The 17,646-nt window shown below is 51.1% G+C and carries 17 protein-coding genes; 2 read left to right on the top strand and 15 right to left on the bottom strand.

What is annotated here, in order from left to right:
* The first annotated feature begins 401 nt into the window (after positions 1 to 401).
* Both LQ229_RS18325 and LQ229_RS18320 read left to right on the top strand, forming a co-directional pair.
* Positions 402 to 1,109 (top strand): thiamine diphosphokinase, encoded by a 708-nt coding sequence (locus LQ229_RS18325; RefSeq protein WP_230192495.1) that lies wholly within the window; start codon positions 402 to 404, stop codon positions 1,107 to 1,109.
* 266 nt (positions 1,110 to 1,375) lie between these two features.
* Positions 1,376 to 2,017, top strand: a complete 642-nt coding sequence (locus tag LQ229_RS18320) for a C40 family peptidase (RefSeq protein ID WP_230192494.1) — start codon at positions 1,376 to 1,378, stop codon at positions 2,015 to 2,017.
* A 101-nt stretch (positions 2,018 to 2,118) separates the two neighbouring features.
* Here LQ229_RS18320 and LQ229_RS18315 read toward each other — a convergent pair whose 3' ends face one another.
* From LQ229_RS18315 to LQ229_RS18245, 15 genes are all read right to left on the bottom strand, one after another.
* Positions 2,119 to 2,889, bottom strand: a complete 771-nt coding sequence (locus LQ229_RS18315) for a response regulator transcription factor (RefSeq protein ID WP_230192493.1) — start codon at positions 2,887 to 2,889, stop codon at positions 2,119 to 2,121.
* Positions 2,890 to 2,977: 88 nt separating this feature from the next.
* The gene (gene chrA / locus LQ229_RS18310; RefSeq protein ID WP_230192492.1) at positions 2,978 to 4,216 is read right to left on the bottom strand and encodes a chromate efflux transporter; all 1,239 of its coding nucleotides are present in this window, start codon (positions 4,214 to 4,216) and stop codon (positions 2,978 to 2,980) included.
* 194 nt (positions 4,217 to 4,410) lie between these two features.
* Positions 4,411 to 6,060, bottom strand: a complete 1,650-nt coding sequence (locus LQ229_RS18305) for an MDR family MFS transporter (protein ID WP_230192491.1) — start codon at positions 6,058 to 6,060, stop codon at positions 4,411 to 4,413.
* A gap of 10 nt (positions 6,061 to 6,070) precedes the next feature.
* The gene (locus tag LQ229_RS18300; protein WP_230192490.1) at positions 6,071 to 6,454 is read right to left on the bottom strand and encodes a MarR family transcriptional regulator; all 384 of its coding nucleotides are present in this window, start codon (positions 6,452 to 6,454) and stop codon (positions 6,071 to 6,073) included.
* A 291-nt stretch (positions 6,455 to 6,745) separates the two neighbouring features.
* Positions 6,746 to 8,299: an ABC-F family ATP-binding cassette domain-containing protein gene (locus LQ229_RS18295; RefSeq protein ID WP_230192489.1), complete on the bottom strand. Its 1,554-nt coding sequence runs from the start codon at positions 8,297 to 8,299 to the stop codon at positions 6,746 to 6,748.
* Positions 8,300 to 8,436: 137 nt separating this feature from the next.
* Positions 8,437 to 9,189 (bottom strand): ABC transporter permease, encoded by a 753-nt coding sequence (locus tag LQ229_RS18290; RefSeq protein ID WP_230192488.1) that lies wholly within the window; start codon positions 9,187 to 9,189, stop codon positions 8,437 to 8,439.
* Complete coding sequence (locus LQ229_RS18285; protein ID WP_230192487.1) at positions 9,186 to 10,166, bottom strand: ATP-binding cassette domain-containing protein; 981 nt, start codon at positions 10,164 to 10,166, stop codon at positions 9,186 to 9,188. Before LQ229_RS18285 ends, LQ229_RS18290 begins: the two co-directional genes overlap by 4 nt.
* Before the next feature lie 18 nt (positions 10,167 to 10,184).
* On the bottom strand, positions 10,185 to 10,760 hold the full coding sequence (locus LQ229_RS18280) for a hypothetical protein (protein ID WP_230192486.1): 576 nt from the start codon (positions 10,758 to 10,760) through the stop codon (positions 10,185 to 10,187).
* A complete protein-coding gene (locus LQ229_RS18275) occupies positions 10,750 to 11,073 on the bottom strand; it encodes a PadR family transcriptional regulator (protein ID WP_290370054.1) in 324 nt (107 codons plus the stop codon). Before LQ229_RS18275 ends, LQ229_RS18280 begins: the two co-directional genes overlap by 11 nt.
* Positions 11,074 to 11,216: 143 nt before the next feature.
* Positions 11,217 to 12,200, bottom strand: coding sequence for a hypothetical protein (locus LQ229_RS18270; RefSeq protein ID WP_230192485.1), 984 nt, complete (start codon positions 12,198 to 12,200; stop codon positions 11,217 to 11,219).
* Positions 12,187 to 12,735 (bottom strand): hypothetical protein, encoded by a 549-nt coding sequence (locus tag LQ229_RS18265; protein WP_230192484.1) that lies wholly within the window; start codon positions 12,733 to 12,735, stop codon positions 12,187 to 12,189. The genes LQ229_RS18270 and LQ229_RS18265 overlap by 14 nt, the downstream gene beginning before the upstream one ends.
* Before the next feature lie 32 nt (positions 12,736 to 12,767).
* A complete protein-coding gene (locus LQ229_RS18260; protein ID WP_230192483.1) occupies positions 12,768 to 13,160 on the bottom strand; it encodes a hypothetical protein in 393 nt (130 codons plus the stop codon).
* A gap of 6 nt (positions 13,161 to 13,166) precedes the next feature.
* Positions 13,167 to 13,649 (bottom strand): ABC transporter permease, encoded by a 483-nt coding sequence (locus tag LQ229_RS18255; RefSeq protein ID WP_230192482.1) that lies wholly within the window; start codon positions 13,647 to 13,649, stop codon positions 13,167 to 13,169.
* A gap of 21 nt (positions 13,650 to 13,670) precedes the next feature.
* Positions 13,671 to 15,758 (bottom strand): hypothetical protein, encoded by a 2,088-nt coding sequence (locus tag LQ229_RS18250; RefSeq protein WP_230192481.1) that lies wholly within the window; start codon positions 15,756 to 15,758, stop codon positions 13,671 to 13,673.
* Entirely contained in the window at positions 15,748 to 17,643 is a 1,896-nt protein-coding gene (locus LQ229_RS18245; protein WP_216538884.1) for a Flp pilus assembly complex ATPase component TadA, read from the bottom strand. The genes LQ229_RS18250 and LQ229_RS18245 overlap by 11 nt, the downstream gene beginning before the upstream one ends.
* Between the last annotated feature and the right edge of the window lie 3 nt (positions 17,644 to 17,646).

The raw sequence follows: 17,646 nt of genomic DNA, 5'->3' as shown, positions 1-17,646 counted from the left end.
GTAAATGACTTGATTTTCGGGCTGGGTTTAGTTTGGTGCTGTCATTTTCCCTGACTCCCTTGCTTTACGGCCAAGAAAATTTCCAATTCTCAAGAATCAGGGACTTGACATCTTACCGCTGGACTTACATTTGATGAACTAGACGGAACGGTTTTTGGACCGCTGCGGCTGCAAAGGATGCAGCGAACGGCGCGGCAGTTTCCATTTAAGTCCAACTGAAGCATCCCCTCTTTAACCGTACTTCGATTCCCCTGCTTTTTCCCCGTACCCATAATGTATTTATTTTATCCGCACAGTTCGACATGCGCAAGTAGCGATTTCGCGGACGAAGGCGAATTATAGCGTAGTAGGGCTTGCTGGAACGCTTGCTAGAAAAGGAGCGAATTGGTAAGCTAGGTTTGTTGCCAACTTTCAACATTATCGATTACGGAAGGAATTGGACGAATATGACGACTACTGGCGCAAGAGCGATTATTTTTACCGGAGGACGCTTGGACGATTGGGCTCTGAAGTACATTCAACCCGGGGATCTACTCATCGGCGCGGATAACGGCGCAGCCTATTTGACGGAACGAGGATATTCGTTGTATGCGGCGCTCGGCGACTTCGATTCGGTTACCGATTCCATGAAAGAATCGATTCGCGCGAATAGCGGGCAGTTTATCGAATGCGATCCTGTCATGAAGGATGCATCCGACACGCAGATGGCATTCGAATTCGCCTTGCGGCAAAACCCTGCGGCAATTGTCATATGCGGCGCGCTAGGCTCCCGTTTCGACCATTCGCTCTCCAATGTGCAATTGCTTGTCAAGGCTTTGGATCGTCGTATCGATTGCATGATCGCGGACGAACATAACGAGATTACGATTGCGGGCGCGAATCGTCCGGTGCAAATAACGCGCAAACATTTTGCCTATGCATCGCTTCTCCCTCTCTCTTCTACGGTTACGGGCGTCACCTTGGAAGGATTTCGCTATCCGCTGGACAACGCGACGTTGACGCTCGGCAATTCGCTGTCCGTCAGCAATGAATTGATCGCAGACGAAGGGGTCGTCTCTGTCCAAACAGGGAAATTATTGGTGATACAATCGAAAGATGAATGCGATTGATATCAGAATAGTTACGATTTTGTCACTTTTAAATTCGCTATCAACGCTTTGAAAATCGCTTTGTATCAAGCAAATCGATTTTCATCATTGCGTATATCGATTTGTCAAGTAAAAAGTTATTCATATATTTTCATCATTTTTTAATAATTCGCTACAATCCCCCATGGATCCTATATATTTGCTTTTTATAGTAAATTTTAGGAGATGTTTTCTTTGTTATACTCTGGTTGTCGACACCTGATAGAAAACATTTTTGGAGGGACAATATGACTTATTCTAAAACATGGATCCGGAAAACAGTTACTGTGGCGTTGTCCGCAACAATCGGTTTATCTTCATTAGGTTTTATCGGAGCGAACGTCGGACATGCTGCCGACGCGACGGAAGCATACGACGAATATCAATGGCAATACCAAGATCAAGATCAATATGAAGACCAGTATCAAGATCGAGATCAGGATCAGAACCAGAGCCAAGATCCGTCGCAAGAGCAATCCGACGACCAATCTCAAGAACAAAGCATATCCGCCAACTCGGTTGGAACAAGCATTATTAACACAGGCAAAAAATATTTGGGCGTAAAATATAAATTCGGCGCTAAATCCGGAATAACAAGCGCATTCGACTGTTCTTCCTTTATGCAGTACATCTTCAAGCAACATGGCATTGAACTGCCCCGTTCTTCGAAGCAGCAATCGAAAGTCGGCAAATATGTTTCGAAGAGCAACCTGCGCGTCGGCGATCTGATTTTCTTCGATTCAGTGAAAAGCCGCCCAGGAATCGATCATGTTGCGGTATATGCCGGCAACGGCCAAATATTGCATACTTACGGCAAACCGGGCGTTACGTTCTCCAAGTTGAGCGCTTGGGAAAAGAAAATTGTAACGATTCGCCGCGTCATTAACTAACGAACGATGACGACACCTTGACGAAACATTCAACACGCTCCTACCTTCAACATTTCATCATAGCCGGCATTCTCCTTACGGAGAATGCCGGCTTTTGCGTTTCAATGGAAGGCCTCCCCGTCTTCGTCCCATTCCGCAATGCAATCGTCGCCGAACTCTGTTTCGAATTCCGATATCGTCTGCGGATCCAGCAACCGGTATCCGATTCCGCGTATTGTCTGGATCAGCTTCGGCTTTCTGCCTTTGTCGACTTTTTGCCGCAAATAGCGGATATATACATCGACGACATTCGTATCCACCGCAAAATCGTAGCCCCATATTTCCGATAAGATCGCTTCCCGGGAACATACTTTGTTTTTGTTTTGCGCCAAATAATAGAGCAAATCGAATTCCTTCGGGGTCAGTTCGATCGTTTGGCCGTTCCTCCGGACTTCCCGCGTTTCCGGATCGATAGTGAGATGATCGGCCCGAATCGCCTTCGGCTTCGAATCCTCCGTACGATCCCGGCGAAAGATTTGCAGCAAATTGCGGATACGCGCCAGCAATTCCTTCATGACAAACGGTTTCGTCACGTAATCGTTAGCGCCGTGATCGAACCCCCGCACGACTTCGTCGGGTTGGCCGATGGCCGTCAAGATGATGACGGGCATCGTTTGGCCGGCGTCCCGCAGAAGCGTGAGCAATTCCATTCCGCTGCGTCCGGGCAGCAGCAGGTCAAGAAGCAGCAAATCCCACGCTTGCCCCAGCGCAAGCGCCGCGCCTTCATCCCCGTCCCGAGCGCGCTGTACAGCGTAACCTTCATGCACTAACGTTTGCTCCAATAATTTGGCTATATCGTCGTCGTCTTCTACGATCAAAATACGCTCGCTCACTTGCGTCACCCGGCATTCATTAACATTTCTGCACGTAGTTTGCGTAAACAACGGCAAATAAATACCCGGAACGGCGACAAGCGGTCTCCTAGAGCAGTACGATGCCTGCGAGTGCGGCGAACAGCACGACGATCCAGGGCGGCGCCTTCCATAACGCCAGCATGGCGAAAGCGGCAAGCGCGATGCAGAAATCGAGCGGCGTACGGACCGCATCGACCCACACGGGATCATATAAGGCGGCAAGCAAAATCCCGACGACCGAAGCGTTCACCCCGGTGAGCGCTGCGCGAAACTTGGCATGCTCCCTTAAACGGTGCATATGCGGAATGGCGGCCGCTATCAGCAAAAAAGAAGGCAGGAAGATGGCCGTTAACGCCAAAGCCGCGTAAAATACGCTCATGCCTCCATGTCCGGCCAGGGCGCCGATATAAGCGGAAAACGTAAACATCGGACCGGGAACCGCCTGAACGGCTCCGTATCCCGCCATAAACTGCTCCCGCGCAAGCCAGCCGTGCGATACCGTTTCCTGCTCCAGCATCGGCAGAAGAACATGACCGCCCCCAAATACGAGCGAACCGGCACGGTAGAAGCTGTCCGCCAATGCCAACCACAATCGGCCCGGAAACAGATGTCTTAGCAGCGGCAGAAGCAAGAGACAACCGATGAAGGCGGATAAAGCGGCATACGCCCATCTCATACGCGGCCTATGGCTCGAATTCGTTCCAATTTCGGCAGCTTGAAGATGCAGGCGGCCGTCCGCTGAAGCGCTACCCGCGCTCTTTGGCGTGCGGAACAGCCGCAATCCCAGCAAACCGGAACATACGAGCGGCACGATCTGCCCCACTGTCCCGGGAATCAATAACGCCGCGACAGCCGTTCCTATAGCTAACGTCCCTCGCACCGCATCGGGAGCGAGCGTGCGAGCCATCCCCCACACCGCTTGCGCGACGACGGCTAAAGCCGCGATATGCAAGCCGCGCAGCCACCCCGGGCTTGCATCCGCGAACGGATACCGCTGAACGATCAACGCGAACGCCGCCATCGCGACGGCCGAGGGCAATGTAAAAGCCAGCCAAGCCAGAACCGCTCCCTTCCATCCGGCCCGGTATAATCCGATGCCGATGCCAAGCTGGCTGCTTGACGGTCCGGGAAGCATTTGGCATAGTCCGACCATATCGGCGAACGTTCGTTCATCGAGCCACTTCCGGCGCTGCACGTACTCATCGCGAAAAAAACCGATATGCGCAATCGGCCCTCCGAACGACGTCATGCCAAGCTTTAATGCGGCGAAAAACACTTCTCTATATCGATGTCTTTGTCCAGACAAATGGTTCAATCCCCTTATTCCGATAGAATGGTCTCTTTTCCGAGCGCCTGTGTTCTTCCACATTTCATTGTAACAGCAAATTGTAAACTGCAGCGCACTAAAAACGCTTATTCATGTAAAATTTTGAACGCATTTTGAACGGAAAAACCCCGCATCGCTCGAAGCAAACGATACGGGGCTGTGACGTCTATATTTTATTTCGCCGGTTGTTCAACGAGCGCTTTTTGCGCATTGGAAGCTTGATCGCCTTCGCCCGCTTGCCCCGAGGCGTCTGAGCCAGGCATCCGGTTCGACGTGCGGAGCGGTATTTCTTTCAGGAAAAACGTAAGGATAAGAGCGACCAGCAAAAACATCGCGCCGTCGAAAAATACGGTGGATAGCGACGAACTTAACGCGTCGCGCAGCATATCGACCATTTGCGTAAATATCGATTGCATTTCGGCCGGCATGCTGCTTTGGATTTCGGCCAATTTCGGCTGATCCAGCAGCAATTGCGGATTATGGAACGCCGATAGCTGCTCTGCCATTTGCGGATCCAGCTTCGACACGTCCACGCCTTTGCCCGAAGCTGCAGCCTCTTTCAAATTCGACGCCAAGCTGGAGGACATGATCGTACCCATAACGGCAATCCCGATCGTTCCGCCAAGATTCCGGAATAATTGCATCGATGCCGTGACGACCCCGAGCTCTTTATGCGGAACCGCGTTTTGGATGGTCAGCGAGAATACCGGCATCCCCATGCCGAGGCCGAGGCCGAATACGATCATGCTGACGACCGCCATCCAAATGCTATGCATGTAGCACATGATGATCATGCCGGCAAACATGATGGGCAGTCCGATCAATGCAAATCTTTTATATTTTCCTTTTTTGCTGATCAATTGGCCGACAATGGCGCTTGTGAGGACCATGGCAATCGACATCGGCATCGTCACATAGCCGGAATAAGTCGGCGAAACGCCCATCACGCCCTGCACGAAGAACGGAAGATAGATGAGCGCTCCCATCATGCCCGCGTTCATAATAAAGCCGATAATGTTCGAAATCGTTACAATACCGTTTTTAAATAGAGTCAGCGGCAAGACAGGGCTTTTGACCTTCGTCTGAATGAACAGGAAGATGGCCAAGGCGACCGCTGCCCAAACGAACAACAAAATGATTTGCTGCGAGCCCCAATCGTATTTCGTTCCCGCCCACGAAAACGCGAGCAAGAGCGGCACGATCGTCAGCGTCAGGAATAACGAGCCGAAATAGTCGATCGATTCGGATTCCTTGCGATCCACCTTCGGAAACAGCGTTAAAATCATAAAAAAAGCGACGATGCCGAGCGGCAGGAAAATCCAGAATACCCAATGCCACTCCATATGATCGACAATGTATCCGCCGAGCGCCGGACCGATGACGCTGGAAAATCCGAATACGGCGGTCATGACGCCGGTCCATTTTCCGCGCTCGCGCGGAGCGAACAGGTCGCCGACAGCCGTAAAAGCGGTAGCCATAATGATCCCTGCGCCGATCCCTTGAATCCCTCTATAAATGATCAATTGAAAAATATCGGTCGAAAATCCGCATAAAAACGCGCCGACCATAAAAAAAACGATACCGGTCAGTATAAACGGCTTCCGTCCGTATATATCGGACAATTTACCGACCAAGATCGTAGCGATCGTCGAGGTTAACATATAAATGGTAACGACCCAAGTATAGTAATCCATTCCCCCCAGCTTGGCGATAATTCGCGGCAAAGCCGTTCCAACGATCGTTTGGTTAATCGCCGAGAAGAACATCGCCGCCATAATGGCGATCATAATCGTCAATTTTCGCTTATGCGATAAATGTTCCATATAACATCTCCTACTCCTTTTGGTACTCCTCTACCTTATCTAAAATCTGCGTAAAAATACGCGTAAGATGTTGTCTGTCTTCATCCGACAACCATTCGAAAAAGACGGCAATCATTTCTTGTTGTTTCTCTTGGATTTCGTCAAGCGCCTCCTTTCCCTTCGGAGTGATTTCCACATAAACGACCCTCCGGTCGTCCTCGGCTCTTGTTCGCACGGCGAATCCTGCTGCAATCAACTTGTCGGTAATACCGGTAATCGCCCCTGATGTAAAGGATAATGCATCCGCCAATTCGGAAACCTTCATCGGGCCGATCGAATGAAGCCGGAACAAAACGCGGCATTGAGAGAACGTAAGATTATGCACCATCCGTTTGTTCCATTCCTGTGTCATCATCTTGATTAAACTCCGAAAAATACTTGAAAGTTTCATTAACTCGCTCTCAGGCATGTCGCAGCTCCTTCGAATTATTTTAGCACTAAAATAATTAGAGTTAAACTATTTAGTAGTATACTTTCATCGCCAATGTCCAGTCAAATGCGAAAATGTAAGCTTTCGTAAAAATAAGCCGAAAATTTATCGTTTTTGCATCAGATTCATGTAAATTCGCCTGAATATCGGGGATTCTGATCAAAACAAAAGATGCGGGAGCCTCCCTGACGAAGGCTCCCGCATCTGTGATCCGTTTCAAGCGTTTTGCAGCGACCATTTCTCGACATCCCATATTTTCGTGACCCAATCCTCGTAGAAATCCGGCTCATGGGATACGAGCAAGATCGTGCCTTTATATTCTTTCAGCGCGCGCTTCAATTCCGCTTTGGCGACGACGTCCAAATGGTTCGTCGGCTCGTCGAATAAAATCCAGTTGCTTTCCCGCATAAGCAATTTGCAAAGGCGCACCTTCGCTTGCTCTCCCCCGCTCAGCATATTCAGCGGACGGGTAATATGCTCGTTCTTCAAGCCGCATCGCGCGAGCGCCGCCCGCACTTCATGCTGATTCATATGGGAAAATTCGTTCCAAACGTCGTCGATCGGCGTCATATTCCCCGCCTTGACCTCCTGCTCGAAGTAGGCGGGATACAAGAAGTCGCCCTGATACGTCTTGCCGCTGATCGGCGGAATTTTACCGAGAATCGTTTTGAGCAGCGTCGATTTGCCGACGCCGTTGCAGCCGACGATAGCGATCTTCTCGCCGCGCTCGATCGTCATCGACATCTTTGGCAATAAAGCATGGGTATAGCCGATTTCGAAATCGATCCCTTCGAATACCGTTTTGCCGCTCGCCCGCGCCTCTTTAAATACAAACGTCGGTTTGGGCGCTTCGTCCGGACGGTCGATCCGCTCGAGCCGCTCCAATTGCTTCTCCCGGCTTTTGGCGCGGCCGGACGTGGAATATCTCGCTTTGTTGCGCTGGATGAAATCTTCTTGCTTCTTAATATATTCCTGCTGCTTCTCATAAGCTTCGATATGCTGCGTTTTGTTGATATCCGCCATTTGCAGAAACTTCTCGTAGTTTGCCGAATAACGGGTCAGCTTCGCGAATTCCAAATGATAAATGACGTTAACGACCTGATTCATAAATTCCGTATCATGCGATATTAATATAAAAGCGTACGGATATTCTTTCAAATAATTCGTTAACCATTGAATATGCTCGACATCCAAATAGTTCGTCGGCTCGTCGAGCAGCAGGACGGTCGGTTTCTCCAGCAGCAGTTTGGCAAGCAATACTTTCGTGCGCTGCCCGCCGCTTAGCGACGCAACGTCGCGTTCCAGGCCGATCGCGTCCAGACCCAGCCCGTTGGCCATTTCCTCGACCTTCACGTCCAGCATATAAAAATCGCCGATTTCAAGCTGTTCCTGAATTTCGCCCATCTGTTCGAGCAGCGACTCCAGCTCGTCGGGATCCGCTTCCGCCATTTTTTCCGTAATCGCCATCATCTCTTGTTCCAATTCCAATAAAGGCAAGAAGGCATCCTTCAAAATGTCGCGGATCGTCTTCCCCGGCGTCAGCTTCGTATGTTGATCCAAATAGCCGTAGCGCACCTTCGGCATCCATTCCACTTTGCCGCTGTCTTTCAATAACTGTCCCGTTAAAATATTCATTAGCGTCGATTTGCCGACGCCGTTCGCTCCCACCAAGCCGACATGCTCGCCGGCCAGCAAGCGGAACGACACATTTTTAAACAACGTGCGCTCTCCGAAATTATGCGAAACGTCTTCCACTGTCAATAAGCTCATATTGAAACGCATGCTCCTATTCGATATTTTCATGAAATTACAATTCCTAATTGTATCATATTTTGGCGGAGATCCATATATTTTTTCGGAGCGTTTCAGAAGAAATGCAAGCAAATGACCAACCGGCGTTGCCGCAGTTATGCAACGGCTTTTCTATAAACATTCGTTGCCCAACCAAGAGTTATCACGAGCAAAATGCCCATAACGGCAAACGCCAAAAGAACTTTCATATCCCAAATCGTGCCGGCGGCCAATGCGCGGGAGGCTTCCACCACATAGTAGACCGGGTTCACGTGAGCGATCACTTGCAGCCATGTCGGCCCGAGGGATATAGGAAGCAACACTCCTGCCAGCAACGTAATGGGAAGCTGCAAGCCGGTGATAACCGCGGCTAATGTGCCGATATCTTTGAAAATAAGCCCTAAACTGCTGCTTACGGCGGACACCACAGCGGTCATTAGGCATAGCAGGACCAGCAAGACGGCAAGCCCGCCTGCGTGAATGTGAAATCCGGCCAAACTCGATATCGCGATAACAATTAATGCAGGCAGCAAAAACATCACAACATCTTTCAGTACGTTTCCCATCAGCAGAGAAAAGCGGCTCACCGGCGAAACCCTGAAGCGTTCGATAACCCCTGTTTTCAACTCATGGACGATGGTCCAGCCAATGCCGGTGCCGCTGCCTAACGCAAATAAAGCCAGCAATCCGGGCACGAAGGCGTCGGCGACGCCCTCTCCCCCCACGGTGGGAATCCCGCCCAAAAGCGGCGCGAACAAAGCAAGATACAACAGCGGCGTCGTCAATCCCATAAATAGCCATATAGGTGAACGGATTTGCTCCATCAATCTCCTTTTGAAAAGCAGCCCTGTTTCGGAAGCCATGTTCATGCGATCCCCTCCTTGCCATCGCGCAATAATCTGCCCGTCTGTTTAAGAAATACGTCGTCAAGGGTCGGCGCGGATACGGTTACCGATTGCGATTGCATCCCTTCGGCCTCCAGCATGTCGAATATGCGGGGCAGCGTCTGGGCTCCGTCTTTTGCATAAAGATATAAGGTTTCTCCTTCAAGCCGGGTTTCATGGATAAAACCCAACGTGTTCAATCGTTTTGCCGCTTGTTCTATGATATCTTTTGAAAATCGAATATGAATGACGTCCCCGGAAATTCGATTCTTGAGCTCATGCGGCGTACCCTCCGCCACGATTCTCCCGTAATCCATTATGGCAAGCCGGTCGCTTAATGCATCCGCTTCGTCCAAATAATGCGTCGTCAGGAAAATCGTCGTCCCGCTTTGTTGCAACTTTCTGATTTGTTCCCAAAGATTGGCGCGGTTTTGCGGGTCAAGCCCGGTCGTCGGTTCGTCGAGGAAGAGGATTTCCGGACGGTTGATCATGCCCAGCGCGATTTCAAGCCGGCGCTTTTGTCCTCCGGAATACGTCCTCACAACCCGATCGGACAGTTCGGTTAATTCAAAAACATCAAGCAATTCGTTCGTGCGTTGTTCGGCTTCGTGACGATTCATCCCGTACAGCCGTCCGGCAAGGATCAAGTTTTCGCGCCCGGTAGCTTCCGCATCCCCTCCGCCTAGCTGACTGACATAACCGATATGCCGCCGCACTTCTTTGGGCTGGCGTACTAGATCGTATCCGCAAATGGCCGCTCTTCCTTCGTCAATCGGTAAAAGTGTCGTCAGCATGCGCAGGGTTGTCGTTTTTCCGGCCCCGTTAGGACCGAGAAAGCCGAAAATTTCACCGCTTTGTACCGTAAGCGTGAGTCCGCGCACCGCTTCAACCGTGGACGTCCTGCCTTTTGATTTGACCGAAAAGCTCTTTCTTAATTCGGCGATTTCAATGGCATTCGGCATTGCAATCTCCCCCCAATATTATTTGCTTTTCTTCAATACAATGATGGCGTTGCTGATAAGCCCTAATCCCATTCCTATAATAAAGCCGACAGCGGCGCCAATGAGCGTATCGATCCAACCGCCGGAGAGAAACATACCCCGCCCGCCGCTGCCGAGAAATCCGATAAGCGAGCCGATCGATAACCCGAAGAACATAAATCCTGCGTAGAACAGGCCGATGGCTTCGTAATCGGCAGGGTTGCGGGTTTCGTAATATTCTGCAAACCGCTCCTGCAAATCGGCAGATTTGGCGGTTTCGCTGCGAAACGCAAGTTCCTCCTTCGCGCGTTGAAACGCTTCTTGCTCGGAAATCCCTTCCGCAATCAAGTCGTTCATGTAATCGCTCATATAGAGAATCATATCGTTTTGCGCTTCTAGCGAGGTCTCCGAACGGTTCTTGAACTTTGCAAGTTTCTTCGTGATCTTGCTCTTGGCCTGGCCGGTTTTCCGCCGCAGTTTCTCCAAGTAGGTCATCTCGGCTTCTTCCAAGTAATGCCGGGATTGCTCTTTTGCAAATTGAACGATTTTATTCTTCATCTCTTGACTAAAGCTCATGATCTTCACCTCCACGATTTCTTAAGCATTGAATGCGCCCGCTTAGAAAATCCCATCTTGCCCAAAAGGATGCAAGCTCTTCGAACCCCCGTTCGTTGAGCGTATAAAACTTCCTGGGAGGGCCCAATTCCGAAGGTTTTTTGGTAATGTGCACCAGCTTGTTTTTTTCCAGCCGCAACAGGAGCGCATATACCGTCGCTTCCGCAAGCCCTTCAAAACCCATAGCGTGTAACCTTTTGGCAATCTCGTATCCGTATATTTCCCCGCGGCTGATGATTTCCAGCACAATTCCGTCCAGTACGCCCTTGAGCATTTCGCTTAGATTCTCCAGAATTTCACCCCCTAGTACTCAACGACGTTGGTAATCAATTATATAGGGTACTGCTACACAATAACATAGAGTAGCGGTGGTGTCAATGGGCTTTGCCAAAAGTTATCGATCCAGCCGCGCATCGTTTATTGCAAGTTTGAGCAAGCCAGCGGATAATATCCGTTGCGGGCGGCTTCCTTCTCGCTTTGGAACGTTTCTTGCGTCGGCAACGGCGAAGAGCATTCGGAACGGCGGTAATAATATTTGATGCCGTTCGCGACGATTCCCGCGAACTCGCCCCGTTTCACAATCCTCGCGCCGCCGAGCGCATAATTGTTGTAATAGCGATCCCCGATCGGAATGCCTTGCACGAAAGCGATTACGCCGACATCCTGGATCGTATTGTTCCACTCCTCCCCGCTGATCGCGGGCAGCGTGAACGTATAGGAAACGCCGTAGCGCTTGGCAACGGCATTATGCCGGTTGATATAGTATTGCAAATCTCCTTGAATGGAGCTAACGATCGTCCACCGGCGCACTTGCTCGAAAACGGCGGCATCCTGCAGCAGCGGAACGGCCGACGACGAAGCGATATCGCGCCGAAACCCTCGGCGCCATGTTTGCGTCCCCGGCTCGTATGCCGTCACGAACTCGTCCAAAGTAAAGGACAGCGAATTGCCGGCCGCATCGCGGTATGCATAAGGCTTTTTGGCATACCAAACATGCCGCGATTCGGGTTCGCCGTCGCGATTCGCGAATTCGTCGTCGGCGTACAAATAATAACCGTCGTAGCCGATCACGACGATCGCGGGAATGTATACGTCGAGAAGCGCCTGCGCCTGCGGATCGTCGGCAATGCCGAAATTGACGTACAGCGTCCGGTAGAACGCGTCCATAGCCGCTTCGAGATTAGCGCGAACGTTTTTGGCAGATTCGTACTGAGCTTCGAATTCTTGCTTTTCGTTCGGGATGAGCATGAGAGCGGCATCCTGCACGGCGGCGTCGATCGCCGCGTTATAGCGCATTTCCGTTCGCAGCGATAGCTTCTGTCCGTCCGCATGGATTTGATTGATGATGAAGAAAGGGAACACGATCATGGCGAACGCCGCGGCGAGGCTAGTAATCTTCATTGCGCACCATCCCCCCGTACGGGATATCGATCGTCCCGCGCTCCGTATGCCCGTTGTTCAAAAAGTCGCGCATCACCGTCGCATTCGTTTTGTTCGTGTTAACGATAGAAACGCGAAAGAAATCGCCGGCATTCATCAGATATCTTCTGGCCGGATCGTCGGGTGCAAGCGTATTGTCCGGAAATAAAATCGCTTTAATCTGATGCGTGTAAAACCCTTCGTAATCGACGGCGAATTCATGTTCGAACGTCCGCGGATCCGCCGGATCTCCGTATACCGGATAGTACCGTTTATGCAAATGTTCCATTTCGATGCGAAACGCATTGCCGGTAGCCGCGAGCCTTCGTTCCAAATCGTTGTACATCGTCGGCGTAACATAGCCTTTGTCCCGCGCCGCATCGACGAATCCGGTTACCGATTGCAACGCGATCAGGTATGAAATATCGTCCTGCTTGTCGAACGACTGGGATATCGGAAAGATGTACAGCAGCAGAACGGCGATAATCAATGCGAATGCTTTGCCAACCGTATTCAACTGGAGTCCCTCCAAACGTTTGCGAAGTGTCTTTACGTCCGTACGGAGTCGTAACGCACAAGAATGATCGTCCCGTTTCCGTCGCGAACATACGTCACACGGTAGGAAGCGTGCACGTCGATGACGGAGACGTCGGCCGTTTCCGGTTTGGCCGTATGCGCAAGCCGTTGCCCATCCACCTCGATATCCGCATGCAATTGCCCGATTTGAAAAACCGTATGCAATACGACCGCTCCGTTCACTGTATAATTTCCCGTTTCGCTCAAGCCGGAATGAATATTGCGATCGCCTCCGGCATTCGCAATGTATGATACGTCAAGCGCATTGGAGATGCCGCCGATTAATGGCAAGGCAAGCGTCAACGCGCCGATAAAAAACGCGACGTACGCGCTTGCCGTCAACATATTGCGTGTATTGTCACCCATGACGGATTATTTCTGCACGAAAATAATGCCGCGAATTACATTGCTGCTGTCTTGAACGATATTGGCCTGGAATTTGCCGCTCGGATTGACGTAATCGATCTGGGCTTCATCCGTTGCGAACGCAAGCCTGCCGTCAGGCTCGATATCGGTAATGGAGCCGTACTCCGGACTTTCGACACCGACGTTGACTCTCAGCACTTTGCCGTACCATGCTCCCGCCCGATTTTTCCCGGTAACGATGCGGATCCCGAACTGGTCTTTGTCGGAATATTTGCGCAGCGCATTAATCACTTGCGAACCGCTGACGACCGTATTGTCGTAAACGGTGAATGCGGTTTGCGACAATTCGGTTTGAATGTTGGAAAAATTGTTTTGCGCCGATTTCGTTGCTTCCTGGGCGGATATAAAAAGGACGACGGCAATCGTAATCAAGGCGATGGCGAGAAAAATGCCCGCCGCCATAACGAGCGCTTTTTGTGCATTATTCATGGAATAAAACCTGCCTTTCGATTAATTGATTTTTTGAATTTGTTCGTAATAAACGTTCATTTGATTCATGCTCATATAGACGAGCGGAATCACCAGGTACATAAAAACGAGAGTGTACAGCGGAGTGAAGCCGATCATTTTGCCCCAGGCCGCCTTGGCGTCAATCATGCGTTCGTACTCCTGCTTGCGCTCTTCGTAGTAGAAAGCCTGCTCCGACTCCAAATCGTCGAACGCTTGCTTTACCGGAATTTTATCTACCGCAAGCTGCAGCTTCTCGACCGTCCGCACGAACGGAACGAACGGCGCCTGCATCTTCAGCTCCTCCAGCGCTCTGTCCGCGCCGGCTTCATAATGTAGCAGACAGTTTTGCAGCGGCTCCTTAAAAATCGAGGCAAAACGTTCCATCCACTCTAGAATGTTTTCGACGGAAATTCGTTCGAATTCGCACAGCATCGCGATCACGGTATGGAATTGATCCACCTCGTTCTTCATCTCCATCGAGCGCATCCGTTTTTGAAACATCGCGACCCATACCGGAGCGTAGTAAGCCGCGCAACCGAAGGAAACGGCGATCATCACTTCCCACCATTTGATATACTCGGCGTTCAACCTCTCGATTTTGGTTGCGATTCGCTTCGCGGCCTCGCCCATTTCCGTCTGGTTTCGAAGGGGCTGCGGCATGTTCCGCAATGCATCCGCGATCTGTTCCCGTCCGTACTCTCCTTCCTTCCCGAGACGCAAGATCAATTGACGGTCGAATTCCGTCCGTTCGTAGGCTTTTCGCATCTCCGTCTCGTCCGCCGTTCCGAACATCGCAGCGCTTCTCGTCGGCCCGTACAGCACGTTGTTCACGCCGAGCGCATGCAAATAGACGATCGCGGACAGGCTGCCCATGACGAACAGCACGCATAACAAAATGCGCCGCAAATAAAACCATTCCACCGGCAGCGGGATGTTCGCGTCTTTCAACAGCGCCGACGTTTTGTAATATAAACGATGCCGGGGCGGCGGAGCGACGCGTTCCACCAGCAGGCGAACGATCGCTATTCCGTACAATTTTTTCTCCCATGCCCCTTTTCTCGTTTTGGCCGCATATTTGCCTTCGTCGGTTTCTTGAATTTTGCGAAGCAATAGATAAGAAGCAAGAATGACGAAGTAAACGAAGCAGGCTACGATGAAACCGAATTTGGAATCGTAAAATTGCCCCATTGCCGGAAAATTGTTGCGGGCCCATGACTCGATCGGTTTCGTAAAAAGAACGGGCGCGACCGCGACCAGCGTCAAACTTTTCAGCAAATAGTTCAATTTGTCCCGGCGCATCGCTTCCAGCTTGATTTCGGCGTTCAACTTCGTTAGAGCGTGCAAATACATCGAACCGTTCGGCCGCATTTTATCCCCGAATTCGCGGATGAAATGCGATATGCCGGCAAAACCTTTCAGGAAGCGGTTCGGAGCGACTTCGTAATATCGATCCAGGCTTTCCTCCGGATTGTTGGAGGTTAGCATTTCATACACTTTCTTGCCATGCTCGGCCGCTTCGTAGGAAGCCGTTTCCGACGCTTCGTAAATGGCTTCTTCCACCATGCCGTGCGCATGATAATGATGCCTGACATCGCTTATCATATGGCTTAATTGCCGCAACAGTCTGTTCTCCACCCGGCTGACGAACGTATCGACGATCGTATTGTGCAGCATGAGGACGACGAGCAAAACGACGATCACGGATAGGATATCGCGATGCCATATTACGAGCAGCAAAGCGGCGATGAAGGCGATCGCGAAGGTCATCCAGACAATCTTCATCGTTTCGCTGCGAACGGTCGTCTCATCGTAACTATAGATGCCGGCCATTCTCCTGCGTATTTCCGAAACGTAGCGCCGAAGGAGAGGAATCTTCATGGAATCGGCATACGATTGATGCAGCAGGCGGTGCATAAGGCGCGCCGACCTTCTGCGCTGGGGCGGCAGCAGTTCCCGGTCGTCGCGGGACGCTCGCCCCGGCCCGTCCCTTGCGCTTCGGCGGGACATCCATTGATAAACGATAAGGAGGATCAGGAAGATTAGCACCGAGACGGCGACAATTCCATATAGAGCTGTTTTAAGTTCCATGGTTATCCCCCCAATATGACGCGACGAATGCCTTGAACGCATTAGCGTCCTGCTCCGTCATCTGTTCGATCATCTCCGCCGCGTTAGCCGCCGATATAGGATGAACCGCAACGTATTCGCCGCCTCGATATTCGACGATGTTCCGCTCGACATACGTTCTCCGGTCTGCCGCCCGTTCCAAATAATCGGCCGCCGTCTCCATGAACCGTTCCATCTTCTCGTTCAGCGTCGCGGCCTGCGCAATCGATCCGCCATACGTCCCCGCATGTTCGACCGGCACGCATTCCGTAATCCGTTCGATATAACGGCGTCCGTTTTTCTCAAGCTTCAAGTGAATGTCGAAATTAATGACGCTCGTCACTTGGCGCTCCGCGATTTGTTCGTTGCTGAACACGCCGGTTTTCAAGAGCGAGTTGCGCAGCGAATGTACCAAATCGCGAAACGTTTTCGCATGATGGGTAAAGAGCGTAAAAAGGCTGGCGACTTGCGACGTTTGGATGACCCAGGCGGCGACCGGATCGGTAGCGGCTTCGCCCACGATATTGACGCTGCCGTCGGTCTTCTTCTGTACGTCCAATCCCGCCTGGCCGGATATATGATCCGTCTCCCGCAAACTTAAAATATTGCGGTTAGGATAAATTTTGCGCAAATGCAGTTCGAAAGCCATCTCTTGCACGCGCAGTGTGAGCGTCGCGTAAATATGCTTCACCATCGCCATGAGCAGCGTCGTCTTGCCGCTTCCTTGGGCCCCCGTAACGGCCGTGATGCGCGATCCTTTCATTAAATATTTGATCGTCCCGATCGCAAGTTCCGAATTGCGGTCGCGAATGAGCTGTTCCAGCGAAACGTTCGGAATGTCGAATTTGCGTACGAAAAACGCCCACGATTCGGAAAAATGGGGCCGTACGACAACGACGCGGGAACCGTCCTTCATTTCATTCACTTTATAACCGTTCGTCTCCGACAACTGGCCGGGGTTGTTGTACTTGTATATGTTTTGGCAAACCCGCTTTAATTCCCATTCCGAACCGAACGACAAGAAGGATAAATGAATCGATTTTCCTTTGTAAAAGATCCATACGCTGTCGTGGGCCGACGGAAGCTGCTCCGGGTCGTTTCGCCGGGTATGCGCGCGGAATTCGTCCGGCATGCCCGCAAAAGACGGCGGCAAACCCGACACGCCGCCCGACACGCCGTCAATATTCATATCGCGAATTTCATCGATGACGCTAAAGCCTTTATATTGTTGATAAATCCGCTGCACGATCAGTTGCAGCTTGTCGTCAAACGTTAGCGCGGGCGCCTCCCGGTTATAAATGGTCCGCACTTCCTCCCCCGTAATGACGTAACACTCGGCGTCTCCTTCCGCCGGGGAAGACTTCGGTTCGTCCAAACGGTAGCGCGCAATGATCCGATGCAAAGCGTCGTAACGGTATTTCTTCTTATAATCGTGAAGGATGATTTCGAACATGTCTTGTTCGGTCAATCGCCGCGCGTCTTCAAACGGAATGACCCGGTTGACGTTCCCTTCGTTCAGGCCGTACGTTTGCAGAAGCAAATCGTATATTACGTTTTTGACGTAATTTTTATCGCTCAAATCGCCGTATACGCAGCCTTTCAGCGCCCGCTTGAGTTCGAGCCGTTTGTTGTTGCGCCTTTGCAATTCTTCGCCGATGAATCCCGTATGATACCAATTCGCTGCGACCATTTCATTCAAGCATTGTTTCACGTATTCCGTCATCCGTTCGATCGTATATTTCCCTTCGGCAGGAGGGAGGACCGCTTGCTCCGTCTTGCGCCCGGACAACCTTATATAGAGCAGCGCGCCTACGGCAAAGAGAAAAGCCGCCGTCACGATCAAGTTGAACTTGTCGCCGAAGTACATGCG

This window comes from Paenibacillus sp. CECT 9249, assembly GCF_918697855.1.
Lineage (GTDB): Bacteria > Bacillota > Bacilli > Paenibacillales > Paenibacillaceae > MSJ-34.
This window is presented reverse-complemented; position numbering and strand designations above follow the sequence as displayed.